The sequence below is a fragment of the Egicoccus sp. AB-alg2 genome (assembly GCF_041821065.1).
Lineage (GTDB): Bacteria > Actinomycetota > Nitriliruptoria > Nitriliruptorales > Nitriliruptoraceae > Egicoccus.
On the sequence record NZ_JBGUAX010000007.1, the window covers coordinates 193451 to 208999 of the forward strand.

Consider the following 15549-nt stretch of genomic DNA (forward strand, 5'->3'; position numbering starts at 1 on the left):
TTCACAAGGGGGCTTTGTGAAGGTTTTCACGAGCCGTCCGTCCTGTCAAGGGTCCGGCCGGCCGACGGGCAGTACGGTGCGCTCGTCGACGCGAATCCCAACTGTCGCCGCCCGGAGTTGCGCGTGAGCCACCCCGCCGAGGACCCGACGAGCCGGCCGCCTCCGCCGCCGGCCGCTGGCGTGCCGCCGCGGACCGCGCCCCCCGTACCGGCATCCGACGCTCCGGCATCCGACGTTCCGGGGCACGACGCTGCGGGGCCCGGGGCACCGCCGCCAGCCACGCCGGCGCCCGCCAGGCCCGCGCCCGGTGTGGCGCGGCCCGCTGCGCCGGCCACCGCCGCGCCGCAGCGCGGCACCGTCCCGCCCTCCACGCCCCGGTTGCCGCTCGACGACCGCGAGCGGCGGCTGGACCCGCGCATCGTGCAGGTGTGGCGCGTCGGCAACGGGATCGGGGCCCTGTTCGTCCTGGGGCCCCCGGCCGTCTTCGCGCCGCTGCTGTTCGGCCGCTGGGGCTACGTAATCACCGTGCTCGCCGCGGCCCTCGCCCTGGCGTGGATCGTCGCCTGGCCCCGCGCGCAGTACCGTCGCTGGCGATGGCAGCTGACCGACCTGGCGCTCGAGCTGCGCCACGGGGTGGTCGTGCGCCGCCACCAGGCGGTCCCCTACTTCCGCATCCAGCAGATCGACGTCGCCCAGGGCCCGGTCGACCGGCTGCTCGGCCTGGCCACGCTGCAGGTCACGACCGCGTCGGCGTCCGGCAGTGCGGCGCTGCCCGGCATCCCGGCCGACGACGCGCCGGGCATCCGGGTGGAGCTGCTGGCCCGCGCCGCCGAGGCCGTCGGCGAGCACGAGGGTGAGCTCCGCGATGCCGTCTGACCCACGGCCCACGACGCCACCACCGCCGGTACCACCCCCACCGGTACCACCGCCAGGAGGGGCTGGCCCCCGGGGAGCGATGCCCTCGACCCCGCCGCGCGCCCCGACGCCGTCCGGCCCCACGCGCGGGGCCTGGAGCGGCCCGATGCCCGGCCCGGCCGCCCGGGCTGGCGCGGCCGGCCGGTGGGCCCGCCCCCGACGACTGCATCCCGCCTCCGTCGTGCTCGGCGTCAACCTGCGCCAACTGCTGCAGGCGGTCGTGTTCCCGCTGTTCGCCACCCTGGCGGCCGGCGGCATCTTCGCGATCGCGATCATCGGCACGGCCGTGCTGGTCGGCCTGGTGATGCGGATCCTGGCGTGGCAGCGCTTCACGTTCTCGTTCGACGGCGAGGTCCTGCGCGTCGAGGAGGGCGTCGTCAGCCGGAGCGCCCGGTCCCTGGACGTCGCCCGCGTGCAGCAGGTGGAGATCGATCGCGGCCCCGTGCAGCGCCTGCTCGGCCTCGCCGCCCTGCGCGTGGAGACGGCCGGCAGCTCCTCCGAGGTGGAGGTCGACCTGCGCGTCGTCACGGAGGACGAGGCCGTCGCCCTGCGCCAGGCGATCCGCGAGGGCAAGGCACGCAAGACCGGTTCCGCACCGGCCGACGGCGGTGACCCCGCAGGCGCCGAGGCGGCCGCCGAACCGGCCGAGCCCGCGAGGCAGGAGCTGCTGGCCGTGCCGCTGGCGCACGTCGTCCTCGCCGCGGTGACCGGCGGGCGGCTGCTGGTGTTCCCGGCCGTCATCGTCGGTGCCCTGCAGTTCGCCGGGGACGTGTTCGGGCAGTTCCTGGACGACGCGCTGGAGCGGCTGGTGGAGAACGGCACCCAGGGGATGCCCGGCTGGCGTGACCTGACGCTCCAGGCCGGCCTGCTGGTGGGCGCCGGCGTGCTGCTGCTGTCGGTGGTCGCGGCCGTCGTCGTCGGCATCCTCCAGGACGCCAACTACCGCGTCAGCCGCGTCGGCGACGACCTGCACGTCCGCCGCGGCCTGCTGTCCACCCGCGAGTCCGTGGTCCCGATCCGCCGCGTCCAGCTCGTCGAGATCCAGCGCAACTGGCTGCGCCGGCTGCTCGGCTACGGCAACGTCCGGGTCCATTCCGCCGGCGGGTCCGGCGACGCCGACCGGCGCGTGACGGTGCCGCTGCTCCCGGACGGCCGGGTCGACGACTTCCTGCGCGAGGTGCTCCCCGGCGTGCCGGGGGTCCCGGCGCTGCGTGCCCACCCGAAGCAGGCGCGTCGCCGGGTGGTGTTCCGCTGGCTGCGTCCGCCACTGGTGCTGGCAGCCGTGGTCTGGGCCTGGAACCCGATCCCGTTCACCCCCTTCGACCTGCCCGACGCGGCCCGCTACGGCGTGGTGGCCCTGCTGCTGCTCGCGGTGCTGCTGGGGATCGTCGAGCACCGCAACCTGGGCCACGCCCTCACCGAGCGCATCGTCGTGTCCCGCCGTGGGGCCCTGTCCATCACCACGGGCGTCGCGCCGGTCGTGAAGGTGCAGGCCGCCAGCCGAAGCGCGAACTGGTTCCAGCGGCGGCTCGGACTCACCACGGTCGATGCCCATGTCGCGGGACCCGGCGGCGACCTCGAAGTGCTCGACGCCGGCGAGGCGGACGGCGAGCGGCTCTACCGCGCCCTGGTCCGCCACGCCGCCGATCCCGATCCGGTCGGCCCCAGCGTCGAGGAGGTGCCGGCGGGAGCGTGAGCGCGGGCCCGTCGCCCGGACGGGCCGGCGGTCACGCCGTGGCCAGTCCCAGGCCGCGCAGCGACACGCGGAAGTCGTGCGGATTCGTGGCGGCCGCCAGGGCGTCGCGTAGCGACACCTCGCCGTTTGCGTACAGCTGCAGCAGGTGCTGGTCGAAGGTCTGCATGCCGTAGTAGCCGCCCTCGGCGATGGCTTCCTCCAGCCGCGGCAGCTGGGCCGGGTCGGTGACGAACTCGAACAGCCGCGAGGTCATCACCAGGACCTCGACGACCGCCAGCCGGCCGGTGCCGTTGGCCCGCTGGACGAGCCGCTGACACACGATGCCCTTCAGCGAGTTGGCCAACGACAGGCGGGCCTGGTGCTGCTGCTCCTTGGGGAACAGGTCGACGACCCGGTTGATGGTCTCGCGCGCGTCGGTGGTGTGCAGCGTGGAGATGACGAGGTGGCCGGTCTCGGCCGCCTGCAGCGCGGCCGTGACCGTCTCCAGGTCCCGCATCTCACCGATGAAGATCACGTCGGGGTCCTGCCGCGACACCGCCTTCATCCCGGTGACGAAGTCCTCGGTGTCCACGCCGATCTCGCGCTGGTCGATGATCGCGAGCTGGTCGGCGTGGACCACCTCGATGGGGTCCTCCAGCGTGACGACGTGGCACCGGCGGGTGGTGTTGATGTGCGACAGCATCGCCGCGGTGGTGGTCGTCTTGCCCGAGCCGGTCGGCCCGGTGACCAGCACCAGCCCACGGTGTTCCTCGGCGAGCTTGCGGACCGCGGGCGGCAGACCCAGTGAGCCGAAGTCCTGCGCGCCGGGCAGCACCCGCCGGCAGACCAGGCCGACCGAGCCGCGCTGGCGGAAGGCGTTGATGCGGAACCGGCCCAGCCCGCTGATCGAGTAGGCGAAGTCGGCCTCGCGTGCCTCGTCGAACACGCGGCCGACGCGTTCGTCCATCATCTCGCGGGCCATGCGCAGCGTGTCGTCGCCGGTCAGGGCCGGCAACTGCTGGACCGCGTGCAGGTCCCCGTCGACACGGATGAACGCCGGTCCCCCGGCCTTGAGGTGCAGGTCGGAGCCGCCGGCCTGGACCAGCAGGTGGAGGTAGTCGTCGACGCGGTGCATGCTCGAACGGGCTCCCGGCGAAGGGGCGACGGGCAGCCGGTCGGCTGCCTGCTGTAGGTGTCGACCGGCGGGCGGGAGCGCTTGAGCGGTCGGGCGGCGGGCAGGCGGACCGTCGCCGTCCGGGATGGTGTGCTCGGATGCGTCCGGACGGCGAGAGGACGACCCCGGTGCACGTCACGGACGCGCAGCGGCGTGCACGCCTGGTCGCCCGCCACCGCCTCGACGGCTCGGCGCCGGATCCGGTCTCGGCCGCCCGTGCCGTGGTGGCCGTGCACGCCAGCGATCCGGTCACGCCGTACCTCGCCGTCCGGGCGCGGCTGCGAGCCCCGGCGACGGCGGTGGCGGCGCTGGACGCCGCGCTGTATGACGCCCGCACGTTGTGGCGCCTCCACGCCGTGCGCCGGACCTTGTTCGTCGCCGCGCTCGAGGACGCCGCGCTGTTGGAGGCGGCCGCCGGAAGGGACGTCGCCGTGAAGGAGCGCCGCCGGGTCCTCGGCTGGCTGACCACCGAACTGGGCGACGCGACGGCTGCAGCGGCGTGGCTGGGACGGGTCGAGGACGCCGTGTGCCGAGCGCTCGCCGGCACCGGCGTCGACGGCGGGCTGCGCACCACGGCGTTGACCGAGGCCGTGCCCGACCTCGCCCTGCCGGTCACGCTCGGGTCGGGCAAGTACACGACGCGCAGCCCGGTGGGCTCCCGGGTGCTGTTCGTGCTGGCCATGGAGGGGCGCATCGTGCGCGGCCGGCCGGCGGGCTCCTGGCGCGCCAGCCAGTACGCGTGGGCCCTGGCCGAGGAATGGTTCCCGCAGCCGCCTCCCCGCGTCGCACACCCGGTGGACGCGCGCACCGGCCTGCTGCGCCGCTACCTGGCGACCCACGGGCCGGTGACCCGCACCGATCTGCGCTGGTGGAGTGGCTGGGGCGTAGGGCGGCTGGAGGCGGCCCTGGCGGCGCTCGACGTCGTGGAGGTCGACCTCGACGGTGGCGGCCGCGGGATCGTGCTGGCCGACGACCTCGACCATCCGGAGCCCAACCTCGGCAGCGTGGCGCTGCTGCCGGGGCTGGATCCGACGCCCATGGGCTGGAAGGCGCGCGACTGGTTCCTGGGCCCCCACGCGGACCGGCTCTTCGACCGCAACGGCAACGCCGGCCCGACCGTGTGGGTCGACGGTCGGGTCGTCGGGGGCTGGGGCGTGCGTCGCGACGGCGAGGTGGTCCACCGGTTGCTCGAGGACGTGGGCGCCGAGGCGACCGCGCGGGTCGCGGTTGCGGCCGGTGAGCTCACGGACTGGCTCGATGGGACCAGCGTGACGCCGCGCTTCCGCACGCCGCTGGAACGCGAGCTGACCGCGTGACGCCGGGCGGGTCGGGCCGTGTTCAGCCCGCCCCGCCGTCGTCGTCGACCTCGACGAGCAGCGTGACCGGGCCGTCGTTGACGAGGCCGACCTGCATGGAGGTGCGGAAACGGCCCGTGGCGACCTGCGCCCCCAGCCGACGCAGGTGCTCGACGACGCGGTCCACCAGGGGCTCGGCCTGCTCGGGGCGCGCCGCGGCGACGAAGGACGGCCGCCGGCCCTTGCGGGCGTCGCCGTAGAGCGTGAACTGGCTGACGACCAGCAGCTCCGCGCCTTCGTCCGCGGCGCTGCGGTTCATGGCGCCGGCGTCGTCCTCGAAGATGCGCAGGTTCCACAGCTTCTCGGCCATGCGCCGGGCGGTCGCCTCGTCGTCGCTGTGGGTGACGCCGAGCAGCACGACCAGCCCTGCGCCGATCCGGCCGACCGGCTCGTGTGGTCCGCCGCCGTCGGGTGCCGACGTCACCCACGCCTCGCTGACCCGCTGCACCAGTGCCCGCATCCTCGCTCCCGTCTTGGACGACCGACCATGCCGCCGTGTCCGCAGCCGCCCGTGTCGATGGTCCCGGCTCGCTACCCTCGATCCATGCCCAGGTACCCGACGCGACGCGCCACCTCGGCGGGTGGCGTGGTCTGCGACGACCGGCCCGACGGCCGGCGCTGGGTCCTGCTCATCGCCCGCCGCAACGCCGCGGGCAAACCGCAGTGGACGCTACCCAAGGGCGGCATCGAGGTCGGCGAGACCGACGAGGAAGCCGCGCTGCGCGAGGTCCGCGAGGAGACCGGCCACGGCGCGCTCATCGGCCCGCTGCTCGGCACCATCGACTACTGGTTCGTGTGGCGACCCGACCAGGTCCGCTACCACAAGTTCGTGCACTACTTCTTCATGTGGTGGGACGGCCAGGAGGCGGGTCCGCGCGACGACGAGGCCGAGCACGTGGAATGGGTGCCGGTCGACGTGGCGATCGTCCGGCTCGCCCACCGCAACGAGCGCAAGCTGGTGGAGAAGGCCGGCAGCACCCAGCCCGCGCTGGTGCAGCCGGTCCGCGCGGTCGACCTCGGGGCCGACCGGTGACAGCGCGCCACCACCGGGGCCGGCCGGCCCCGCGGGTCCGCTGTGCCTGGACGCTCCTCCTCACCGTCGCCCTGCTGCTCCTGGCGGTCTCACCCGGGCTCGCGCAACCCGCCGACGCGGGCGCCGACGGCGAGGAGGCCTCGGCCGCGGCGGTGCGCCTCGTCGTCTCCGAGCTGGCCGGCGTCCTCGGCCCCGGTACCGCCGTCCTGGAGGGCGACGAACTGGACCCGCGCATGCGCTCGGACGCGGTCGAGGACCTGGCACTGCGGGTGCTCGTGGAGAACGCCGGCGACGCCGCCCTGGACCGAGCCCGTCTGATCGTGCAGCTGCACCCCCCGGTCGCCTCCCGTGACGACCTGCAGCGCGCCCTCGACGCCGGGCCGGGCACGGAGCCGCAACACGTGCTGTACGACGAGCCGCTGCGCGACGGCGAGCCGCTGCGCCCCGGCAGCGTCGCGGGCGTCGCGGCCGACTTCGGTCCGGACGAGATCGCCTGGACCGGCGGGGTCCACCCGCTGAGCGTGGCGGTCGTGCGCGGCACCGAGGTGCTGGCACAGGCCGACACGGCGGTGGTCTGGCTCGACCGGCCGGTCACGGAGCCGGTGCTGACCAGCATCGTGTGGCCGCTCGACGACGTGCCCTGGCGCGGGGTCGGCGGCGACTACCCGCGCGGCGCCGACCGCGCGATCCAGCCCGGCGGGCGCCTGGACGTGCTGCTACGCACCCTGGAGCGTCGTCCCGACGCTCCGGTGGTGATCGCCCCGGCGGTGCACCTGCTCGAGGACCTGCGTGACCGGGCCGACGGCTTCACCTCGCTGGGCCGGCAGGCGGACGGGCAGCTCGACACCCGTTTCGTCGACCCGGAGGATCCACCCGCCGTACGGGCGCGCGACACCCTGCAGCGGCTGCGGGCGGTGGCGCGCCAGCTGCCGTTCGCGCCCGTCACCGGCAGCTACGCCGACGCGGACGTCAACGCCCTGGCCCAGCACGGCGGCGACCTGACGGCGCTGGGCGCCGAAGCGGCCGTCGAGGGACGCCGCCGGCTGCTGCCATTGCTCGACCGGGCCCCCGACGCCGCCGTGCACCTGGCCGGCGGCCCGCTGGCGCCGGAGGTCCTCGACCTCATCCCGGGCGACCAGATCGTCCTGCCGCCCGACGCCGTGACGGACGCGACCGGCGCCAGCCCGGCGCTGCGACCGCTGCGCTCCTCCTCCGGCCGGCTGCTGACCGGCGTCGTGGCCGACCGCCACATCAGCGATTCGCTGGCGGCGAGCCCCTCCGAGGCCGGGCCGATCGTCGACGCCCAGCGGGTGGTCGCCCACACGGCGCAGGCATGGTTCCAGGATCCCGCCGAGTCCGGGCGCAGCCTGCTGGTGCTGCCCCCCGACGGCTGGTCGCCCAGCGCCGAACTGGCGGAACGGCTGCTCGACCAGCTCGACGACGCACCGTGGTTGCGCCTGACGACCCCCAGCCAGCAGGCGGTGCTCGGCCGGCGCGGCGCCGAGCCGGTCGAGTTGGCGACGGCGACGCAGCCGGCGCTCAGCGCTGCGTTCGCGTCGGCGCTGGAGGATGCCGGCGCCGAGCTCGCGGCGGTGCGCACGGCGCTGCCCGACGATGCGACCACGATCGGCGATCGCCGCCCGTCCGAACTGCACGACACACTGCTGCGAGCGACCTCGCGGTGGTACCTCGAGGGCTCGCCCGCCGAGGCCGAGGCGCTCGTCCGGGACGTCCGCGGCACCGTCGAGCAGACGTTCGGCGAGGTGGTCGTCGCGAGCGGCTCGCGGGTGACGCTGACTTCGGACACCGGCCAGATCCCCGTCACGCTCCAGCGGACGCGCGGCGGACCGATCGCCGTGCGCGTCGAGGTGGCGTCTCAGGGGCGGCTGCTGTGGCCGGAGGGGCAGCGCTCCGAGACGATCGTGCTGACCGAAGGTGCGGCCCAGACGGTCTCCTTCAACACCCGGGCCCTGTCGACCGGCACCTTCAGCGTGGCCGTGCGCGTCACCGACCCGTCGGGGGCACACACGCTGGAGCGCACCACGCTGTCGGTGCGCTCGGCCGCCATCTCCGGTCCGGCCCTGGCCGCCACGGGCGGCGCGGTGCTGCTGTTGCTGCTCGCCGGGGCGCTGCGGCGACGCCGCCCGCGGCGACCGCGCCTGGAGGTCGTCGACGACCGCCCAGAGCCCGTGGGACGGCCCTGACGGGCGCTGTGCGCGCACGCGGACAGGGTGCGGACGGACGATGCCGAAGCAGGGAAGGACCGCGCGAGCGCACTGCCGCGCGGCCTGGTCGGTGGTCCGGGGAGGACGTCGTGTCCCGGTGGCGCAGCGAGCATGGGGAGATCATCACGAGCTGGCTGGTCCGGCTCGTGCTCATCATGGCCGTTCTCGGCCTGCTCGCCCACGAGATCGTCGCGGTCGTGGTGAATCGCGTCGCCCTGGACGACAGCCTGCGCGTCGTCGCGCGCGACACCGCCACCACGTACCGTGACACGCGCTCGTTGGATCGGGCCACCCAGTCCGCCTCGTCGTCGGCCCAGACGGAGGACGCGCGACTGGTCGAGATGCACGAAACCGAGGGCGAGGTCGTCGTCACGCTCGAGCGGGCGGCGCGTACAGTGCTGGTCCACCGACTCGGCCCACTACGTGACCTGGCCGTGTCCACCGGCACCGGCCGCGTCCGGTGGGGCTCGTAGAGAGAGGTACGTGGCACAGGATCGACCGGAGCGCGCCAACGCGGCGACGCACGACGACGGGGATGCGCCGACCGTGACCGGCGCGGAGTCGTTCGATGACGTCGGCGTCGGCGAGGTCGCCCCGTCGGGCAGCGTGCCCGAGGGCGAGCACCGGCCGTGGCCGGACCGCTCCCACGTCGGCGGTCGCTACCACCTCGAGGAACCCATCGCGTCCGGCGGCGCCGCCATCGTGTGGCGCGCCTTCGACGAGAACCTGTCGCGCTCGGTCGCGGTCAAGCTGCTGCACCCGCACCACGCCACCGACCCGACCGTCGTCGAGCGTTTCGAACGCGAGTCGCGTGCGGCGGCCCAGCTCAACCACCCCAACGCCGTCCGGATCTACGACACCGGCCGGGACGACGACCTCGTCTACCTCGTCATGGAGCACGTCGACGGGCCCAGCCTGCGCGACGTGCTGCGCGAACGCGGGGCCCTGGAGCCGATGGTCGTCGCCGCCGTGGGCGAGCAGGTCGCCTCCGCCCTCGGCGAGGCCCACGCCCACGGGCTGGTGCACCGCGACGTCAAGCCGGCCAACATCCTGCTCGCCTCCGACGGCACGGTGAAGGTGACCGACTTCGGCATCGCCAAGGCGCTGTCCGGGGCCGACGCGACCCTGACCACACCGGGCACGGTGGTCGGCACGGCGGCCTATGTCGCGCCCGAGCAGCTCGAGGACGCCAACGTCGACGCCCGGGCCGACATCTACGCCCTCGGGGTCGTGCTCTACGAGTGCCTGACCGGCCGCCCGGCGTTCAGCGGGGACACGCCGACGGCCACCGCGGCGATGCGCCTGACCTACGAGCTCATGCCGCCGCGCCAGCTCGTCAACGACATCCCGCGCGCGCTCGACGACGTGGTGGTCCGCGCCACCCGCCGCGACCGCAACGAGCGCTACGACGACGGTGCCACGATGGCGACCGTGCTGCGCGAGCTCGTCACGGTGAAGCCCAGCGACCTGACCGCCTCCCTGCTGGGCGACGGCCGCGACCACGACGGCGAGGACTCGTCTCACGACGAGCTGCGCGCCTTCTCCGGTCCGATGCCGGCGACCCGCAAGGAGTACACCACGCGGCTGCTCGCGACGGTGGCGGCCAGCGTGATCGTCACCCTCGTGGCCGTGTTCGCGGTGCTGTCGCTGCGCGGCGCGGAGGCGCCCGAGACCGCCGCCGCCGTGGAGTGGTCACCGGCCACCGCCGCGGTGTTCGACCCGACCGCCCCCGGCGTGGGTGACAACGCCGGCGAGGCGTCGCTGGCGATCGACGGCGACCTGCAGTCGGCCTGGTCCACCAACGGCTACGCCGACGAGGACTTCGAGGGCCTGAAGGACGGGGTCGGCCTGGTCGTCGACCTCGGCGAGCCGCTGGAGGTTCGCAGCGTCGTCGTACAGCTGGTCCGCGGCGGGGTCGACGTCGAGCTCTACGCCGCCGACACGCTGCCGGACGCCGAGGAAGGCCTGGAGGGCTGGGGCCCGTACCGGGCGGCACAGTCGGACATCCGCGCGTCGCAGCCCTTCCAGCTGGCGCCGACGACGAAGCGCTACTGGCTGCTGTGGATCAGCGGCCTGTCCCCCAACGCCAGCGGCCAGTTCACCGCCGAGGTCGCCGAGATCCAGTTCCTCGGCCCCTCATGAGCGTCACGTCGCGGTGACCACGGCCGCCGAGCACAGCGACGAGGCGATCCTGGCCCGGTTCGCCGACGCCACGCTGACCCGCTCCCAGCGTGAGGCGGCGTTCCACGAGCTCGTCCGGCGCCACCAGCGGCGCGTGTTCGCCGTGTGCCTGCGCGTGCTGCGGTCTCCCGCCGACGCCGAGGACGCCGTCCAGGAGACCTTCGTCCGGCTCGCCCGCAGCGCGACCACGTTCCGCGGCGACGCCAAGCTGTCGACCTGGCTCTACCGGGTCGCCCGCAACGTGTGCACGGACCACGTCCGCTACGACGCCCGGCGGCCCGCCACGCCGGTCGACGACGTCACGGCCGTGGGCGTCGAGCCGGTCGCCGAGGACGTGCTGGAGGCGCGCGAGACCGCGCTGAGCGTCGAGGCGGCCCTGCAGCACCTGGACGAACAGTCACGGCTCCTACTGCTGCTCGTCGCGGTCGAGGGCCTGTCGTACGCCGAGGCCGCCGCCGCGGCGGACCTGCCGGTCGGCACCGTGAAGAGCCGGGTGTCCCGGGCGCGTGTCCGGCTCGGCGAACTGTTGCGGGAGTCGACGGCCACGGACGGCCAGCCGGCCGGCGCCGACGGTGACGAACGTGACCAGCGCCCGCCGCCCGCCGACCTGCAGACCCGCGGACCACCCGGCTGACACGCGCGGCGGCGGCACGGACGCAACCCGCGCCCGTCCGCCGACGTCCCACCGCCAGGTTCCCCCACCGACGCCACCGTCGAGGAAACGACCACCCCCGTGGACGCCGCCGAGCGCATCGCCGACTACCTGTCGGGCGACCTGTCCCCGGACGAGCACGCCGCCTTCGAGGCGGAGCTCGCCCGGGACGCCGCGCTGCGCGCCCGCGTCGCGGACGCACGGCGTGCCGACGACGCGCTGGCCGAGCTGTCGCCGACGGCGCTGCCGGAGGGCTTCGAGGAGCGCCTGCGTGCGCGGGTCGACGCCGAGCTGGCCGACGTCCTGGCGAGCCCCGACGTGACGGCGCCGGACGACCCGCGGGCCGCGGCCGAGGCCGAGCTCGGCGCGCGCGACGAGCTGGCCGCCCGGCGCGCCGCCCGCAGCGCCTCGCGCTGGACCGTGCTGGCCGGCGCCGCCGCCGCGGTGCTGGTCGTCGCCGGTGTCGTGGGCGTCGCCTCGCTGGGCGGCGCCGGGGGCGACGACGCCGCCACGGACATGGCCGCACCCACCGACGCGGGCGGGGACGCCGGGGAGGCGCCGGCGCAGGAGTCGGCCGACGAAGAGATGTCCACGATGGAGGCGCCGGCCGAGGCACCCGAGGAGGAGAGCGCGGGCGACGGCGAGATGGAGGCCGACGCGGACGCGCTGACCCTGTACGCCTTCGGGCGCGAGCTGGCCGACGACGACCTCGACGCCCTGCTCTTCACGCCCGAGGTGCAGGCGTTGGCCTCACGCCAGCTGGACCCGGATGCCGCCGGGCGACTCCGGGCCGCCGAGCCGGCGCCCGAGGCCGCGGAGCAGGACGCGGCCACGGAGCAGGACGCGGCGACGGCCGACCTGGGCAGCGCCGACGACCGGCAGGCGGCGCAGCGCTGCCTCGACGCCCTGCCCGACGACGCCCTGCCCGCCTACCTGGAAGCGGCGCGCTACGACGGTCGCGAGGTGGTCGCGGTCGGCCTGGTGACCCTCGACCCCGGTACGCAGCGCTTCACGGTGCCGGAGGTGCGCGTGCTGGACCGGGAGACCTGCGAGGTGGTCGCCAGCCGCCCGTGAGTCCGGCGGGAGGGACTCTCCCTCACTCGTTCGATTCACGCCGTGTTCTCGGCCATCCGGCAGCGCCCGCGAGTGCGCGCAGGTCGGCGGCATCCCCGTGACCACCGGCCCTGCTGGCCGCGCCACGTCACACGGTCGGTGCGCCAGGTCACCGCACGGTCGAGGCAGCGGCGCGCGGTCGAGGCAGCGGTGCACGGTCGAGGCAGCGGCGCACCCGTGCGCTGCTGGACTGACCATGCGTCGCTCGTTCGACCTCGTGTCCGACGGTTGGGCGCACCGTCGGCCCCCGGACGTCGGCACGCCGAAACCTGGCCATGCTCAGGGAGTGGGTGGGCGTGCGGTGGGCCTCGCCGTCGCCACCCGCCGCGAAACCCAGCCGCCGGACCGCGCCAGCGACCAGCGTGACCGAGGCGTCAGCGCTGCCGCACCACGATCCAGCCGCCGTACATCGCGGCCGGGTAGGCGAGAAAGGCCAGTTCGCGGACCGTGGTCGGTCCCGCCGCGGTGGCCATGCCGATGGCGACGCTGAAGCCGGCCGCGGTGAGCGCGATCGCGCGGACGTAGGGCGTGCTGACCTCGTCCGTGGCCCAGTAGACCGCGCGGGCCACCCCCCAGCCGATGACGCCGGCCGAGATGAGGAAGAACGCGCCCCCGATCAGGATCGGCCCGAGCAGCAGTCCGCCGAGCGCGGCGGCGGCCAGGCCGATGGCGGTCGCCTTCACGGCGGTCGTCGTCGGCAGTCGCTCGCCCGGCGCGGGTGCCGCGACCGCGCCCCGGGCCCGCGAGCGGCTGCGGGGGCGAGGCGTCGACGCGCCGTCCTGGCGTGCACAGTCGGGGCACTTGTAGCCGACGGCCGCCTCGACCCCGCACGACGGGCAGATCGGCGTCTCGCACGCCGAGCACGACAGACGTGTCTCCACGTCGGGATGGCGGGGGCAGGTCGGGGCGTCCACGTCGCCCAGGGTAGGCAACCGTTCACCTCGAACGGGAATGCCACCGTGCAGGTGGCCGTTTAGGCTCTCGACGCAGGTGACGGCCGACGGCGGCCGTCACTCCCGCCTGCTCCCCGCCGTCGTCGACCACAGGTGCCCGCCGCATGTCCCTGACCGTCCCGCCCACTCCCGGTGCCGCAGACCAGGCCCCCGACGCGCGCGTCCACGACGTCGTCATCATCGGCTCCGGCCCCGCCGGGCTGACCGCCGCGCTGTACACGGCCCGCGCCAACCTCGAGCCGCTGTTGGTCGAGGGCGTCGTCGACGGCGGTCCGACCGGTGGTCAGCTCACCCTGACCACGGACGTGGAGAACTTCCCGGGCTTCCCCGACGGGATCATGGGCCCCGAACTCATCATGAACATGCGCTCGCAGGCCGAGCGGTTCGGGACCCGGTTCGTCACCGAGGACGTCACCGCGGTCGACCTCGACGGGCCGGTCAAGACCCTGAAGACCGCTTCCGGGCAAGAGATCGCGACCCGGTCGCTGATCATCGCCACCGGCGCCAAGCCGCGCCGGCTGGACGTTCCGGGCGAGACCGAGCTGTGGGGCTCGGGCGTGTCGGCGTGCGCGACCTGTGACGGGTTCTTCTTCAAGGACAAGCACGTCATCATCGTGGGCGGCGGCGACTCCGCCATGGAGGAGGCGATCTTCCTGACCAAGTTCGCCGCCAAGGTCTCGGTCGTCCACCGCCGCAGCGAGCTGCGCGCCTCCAAGATCATGCAGGAGCGCGCGTTCAAGAACGACAAGATCGACTTCGTCTGGAACGCCGAGGTGGCCGAGATCAAGGGCGCCGACGGTCAGGTCAGCGCCGTCGTGCTGCGCGACACCGTCACCGGCGAGACCCGCGACTTCGCGTGCGAGGGGCTGTTCCTGGCCATCGGGCACATCCCGAACACCTGGCTGTTCGAGGGCGCGCTCGAACGCGACGGCGAGGGCTACCTGCTCGTCGACCAGCCCTCGACCGCCACCAACGTGCCGGGCGTGTTCGCCTGCGGCGACGTCATGGACCAGGTCTACCGGCAGGCCATCACCGCCGCCGGCACCGGCTGCCGCGCCGCCATCGACGCCGAGCGCTTCCTCGCCGAGCACACCTCCGCCGCACCCGACGACCCCCGCTGACCCACCCGAACGGTCGTCCGGTGGGTACGGGCACGGCGGAATAGCCTGTCGCCTCCGACGCGTTCACCCGCGAGACGTCCCACCATCGACACGAAGGAACACGAGCATGGGCGCGACCCCCGTCACCGACGGCGAGTGGAAGACCGAGGTCCTCGAGGCCGACGCCCCGGTCCTGGTCGACTTCTGGGCCGAGTGGTGTGGTCCGTGCCGCATGGTCGGCCCGATCGTCGACCAGATCGCCGAGGAGCACGCCGGCCAGCTCAAGGTCATGAAGCTCAACGTCGACGAGAATCCCGGCACGGCCCGCGAGTACGGCGTCATGTCGATCCCGACGCTGATGGTCTTCAAGGGCGGCCAGCCCGACAAGCGCATCGTGGGCGCCAAGCCGAAGTCGGCTCTGCTCGCCGACCTCGCCGACTACGTGGGTTAGGCCTCGCCAGCCATCCGTCGCGCTGCCCCGGGCCCCTTCGCCCGGGGCAGTCGCCGTGAGGGGGTGGAACGGCCCCGCACGCACCGTCCGAGGAAACTGCGCCATGCCCGACGTCGTGGAACTGATCGGCTACCTGGCCTCGGGGCTGATCGTGCTCAGCCTGCTGATGGCGTCCGTGCTGCGACTCCGGGTGGTCAACCTGGTCGGCTCGGCCGTGTTCACCGCCTACGGCGCGCTCATCGGGTCGCTGCCGGTCGTGCTGACCAACGGCGCCATCGTCTGCATCAACGTCTACTACCTGGCCCGGTTGTGGCGTGACCGCACCGGCAACGGCTACTTCGAGGTCGTGGCCAGCGACACGCGCGCGCCCGTGCTGCGCCGTTTCGTCGACTTCCACCTCGACGACATCCGGCGTTTCCAGCCCGACTTCGCCGGGGTCCGGGACGACCACCTGGCCTGGTTCGTGCTCCGCGACGCCGTCCCGGTCGGCGTGGTGCTCGCCCGCCGCGACGGCGAGGTCGGTCACCTCGACGTCGACTACGTCACCCCGGCCCACCGCGACTTCACCGCCGGGCAGGTCCTCTTCGGCGCGTCCGGGGCCTTCCGTGGGGCCGGCATCTCGCGCGTCACCGCGCACGCGGCGACCAGTGACCACCGGCGCTACCTCGCCCGCATGGGGTTCGCCGAGGACGGCCAGCGCTGGCGACGCGAGGTGTGACGGC

15 protein-coding genes are annotated in these 15549 nt (G+C 74.4%); 12 read left to right on the forward strand and 3 right to left on the reverse strand.

Translation table 11 applies throughout. The annotated features are described in order from the left end of the window. Positions 1–378: 378 nt before the first annotated feature. Both ACERM0_RS15105 and ACERM0_RS15110 read left to right on the forward strand, forming a co-directional pair. Positions 379–876 carry a PH domain-containing protein gene (locus ACERM0_RS15105; RefSeq protein WP_373679442.1) on the forward strand — a complete coding sequence of 166 codons (498 nt, stop codon included), beginning with the start codon at positions 379–381 and terminating at the stop codon, positions 874–876. Between the two features lie 145 nt (positions 877–1021). Next, complete coding sequence (locus ACERM0_RS15110; RefSeq protein WP_373679443.1) at positions 1022–2611, forward strand: PH domain-containing protein; 1590 nt, start codon at positions 1022–1024, stop codon at positions 2609–2611. Between the two features lie 31 nt (positions 2612–2642). On the opposite strand, the gene ACERM0_RS15115 is transcribed toward ACERM0_RS15110, so the two are convergent. Then, entirely contained in the window at positions 2643–3725 is a 1083-nt protein-coding gene (locus ACERM0_RS15115; protein WP_373679444.1) for a type IV pilus twitching motility protein PilT, read from the reverse strand. 167 nt (positions 3726–3892) lie between these two features. On the opposite strand from ACERM0_RS15115, the gene ACERM0_RS15120 reads away from it, so the two are divergent. After that, positions 3893–5080, forward strand: coding sequence for a winged helix DNA-binding domain-containing protein (locus ACERM0_RS15120; protein WP_373679445.1), 1188 nt, complete (start codon positions 3893–3895; stop codon positions 5078–5080). Positions 5081–5102: 22 nt separating this feature from the next. Here ACERM0_RS15120 and dtd read toward each other — a convergent pair whose 3' ends face one another. After that, positions 5103–5579, reverse strand: coding sequence for a D-aminoacyl-tRNA deacylase (gene dtd / locus ACERM0_RS15125; RefSeq protein ID WP_373679446.1), 477 nt, complete (start codon positions 5577–5579; stop codon positions 5103–5105). 84 nt (positions 5580–5663) lie between these two features. Between dtd and ACERM0_RS15130 the strand changes: the two genes are divergently transcribed. From ACERM0_RS15130 to ACERM0_RS15155, 6 genes are all read left to right on the forward strand, one after another. Further along, the gene (locus ACERM0_RS15130) at positions 5664–6152 is read left to right on the forward strand and encodes an NUDIX hydrolase (protein ID WP_373679447.1); all 489 of its coding nucleotides are present in this window, start codon (positions 5664–5666) and stop codon (positions 6150–6152) included. Further along, positions 6149–8356 (forward strand): DUF6049 family protein, encoded by a 2208-nt coding sequence (locus tag ACERM0_RS15135; protein ID WP_373679448.1) that lies wholly within the window; start codon positions 6149–6151, stop codon positions 8354–8356. The genes ACERM0_RS15130 and ACERM0_RS15135 overlap by 4 nt, the downstream gene beginning before the upstream one ends. Before the next feature lie 110 nt (positions 8357–8466). Then, the gene (locus ACERM0_RS15140; RefSeq protein ID WP_373679449.1) at positions 8467–8850 is read left to right on the forward strand and encodes a hypothetical protein; all 384 of its coding nucleotides are present in this window, start codon (positions 8467–8469) and stop codon (positions 8848–8850) included. Positions 8851–8860: 10 nt separating this feature from the next. Next, on the forward strand, positions 8861–10519 hold the full coding sequence (locus ACERM0_RS15145) for a protein kinase (protein WP_373679450.1): 1659 nt from the start codon (positions 8861–8863) through the stop codon (positions 10517–10519). Positions 10520–10532: 13 nt separating this feature from the next. Continuing rightward, positions 10533–11192 (forward strand): RNA polymerase sigma factor, encoded by a 660-nt coding sequence (locus ACERM0_RS15150; protein ID WP_373679451.1) that lies wholly within the window; start codon positions 10533–10535, stop codon positions 11190–11192. 99 nt (positions 11193–11291) lie between these two features. Then, positions 11292–12284, forward strand: a complete 993-nt coding sequence (locus ACERM0_RS15155) for a hypothetical protein (RefSeq protein ID WP_373679452.1) — start codon at positions 11292–11294, stop codon at positions 12282–12284. A gap of 413 nt (positions 12285–12697) precedes the next feature. Here the strand turns inward: ACERM0_RS15155 and ACERM0_RS15160 are convergent, their stop codons facing one another. After that, positions 12698–13237, reverse strand: coding sequence for a B-box zinc finger protein (locus ACERM0_RS15160; protein ID WP_373679453.1), 540 nt, complete (start codon positions 13235–13237; stop codon positions 12698–12700). A 143-nt stretch (positions 13238–13380) separates the two neighbouring features. On the opposite strand from ACERM0_RS15160, the gene trxB reads away from it, so the two are divergent. The 3 genes from trxB (at position 13381) to ACERM0_RS15175 (ending at position 15545) form a co-directional block, all read left to right on the forward strand. After that, a complete protein-coding gene (gene trxB / locus ACERM0_RS15165; protein WP_373679454.1) occupies positions 13381–14397 on the forward strand; it encodes a thioredoxin-disulfide reductase in 1017 nt (338 codons plus the stop codon). 106 nt (positions 14398–14503) lie between these two features. After that, positions 14504–14827: a thioredoxin gene (gene trxA / locus ACERM0_RS15170; RefSeq protein WP_373679455.1), complete on the forward strand. Its 324-nt coding sequence runs from the start codon at positions 14504–14506 to the stop codon at positions 14825–14827. A 103-nt stretch (positions 14828–14930) separates the two neighbouring features. Continuing rightward, a complete protein-coding gene (locus tag ACERM0_RS15175) occupies positions 14931–15545 on the forward strand; it encodes a YgjV family protein (protein WP_373679456.1) in 615 nt (204 codons plus the stop codon). Positions 15546–15549 lie beyond the last annotated feature (4 nt).

Bases quoted from the DNA above. Each gene is read 5' to 3' on its own strand.
- dtd (WP_373679446.1), bottom strand. From the start codon at position 5,579: ATGCGGGCACTGGTGCAGCGGGTCAGCGAGGCGTGGGTGACGTCGGCA.
- trxB (WP_373679454.1), top strand. From the start codon at position 13,381: ATGTCCCTGACCGTCCCGCCCACTCCCGGTGCCGCAGACCAGGCCCCC.
- ACERM0_RS15115 (WP_373679444.1), bottom strand. From the start codon at position 3,725: ATGCACCGCGTCGACGACTACCTCCACCTGCTGGTCCAGGCCGGCGGC.
- trxA (WP_373679455.1), top strand. From the start codon at position 14,504: ATGGGCGCGACCCCCGTCACCGACGGCGAGTGGAAGACCGAGGTCCTC.
- ACERM0_RS15175 (WP_373679456.1), top strand. From the start codon at position 14,931: ATGCCCGACGTCGTGGAACTGATCGGCTACCTGGCCTCGGGGCTGATC.
- ACERM0_RS15110 (WP_373679443.1), top strand. From the start codon at position 1,022: ATGCCCGGCCCGGCCGCCCGGGCTGGCGCGGCCGGCCGGTGGGCCCGC.
- ACERM0_RS15130 (WP_373679447.1), top strand. From the start codon at position 5,664: ATGCCCAGGTACCCGACGCGACGCGCCACCTCGGCGGGTGGCGTGGTC.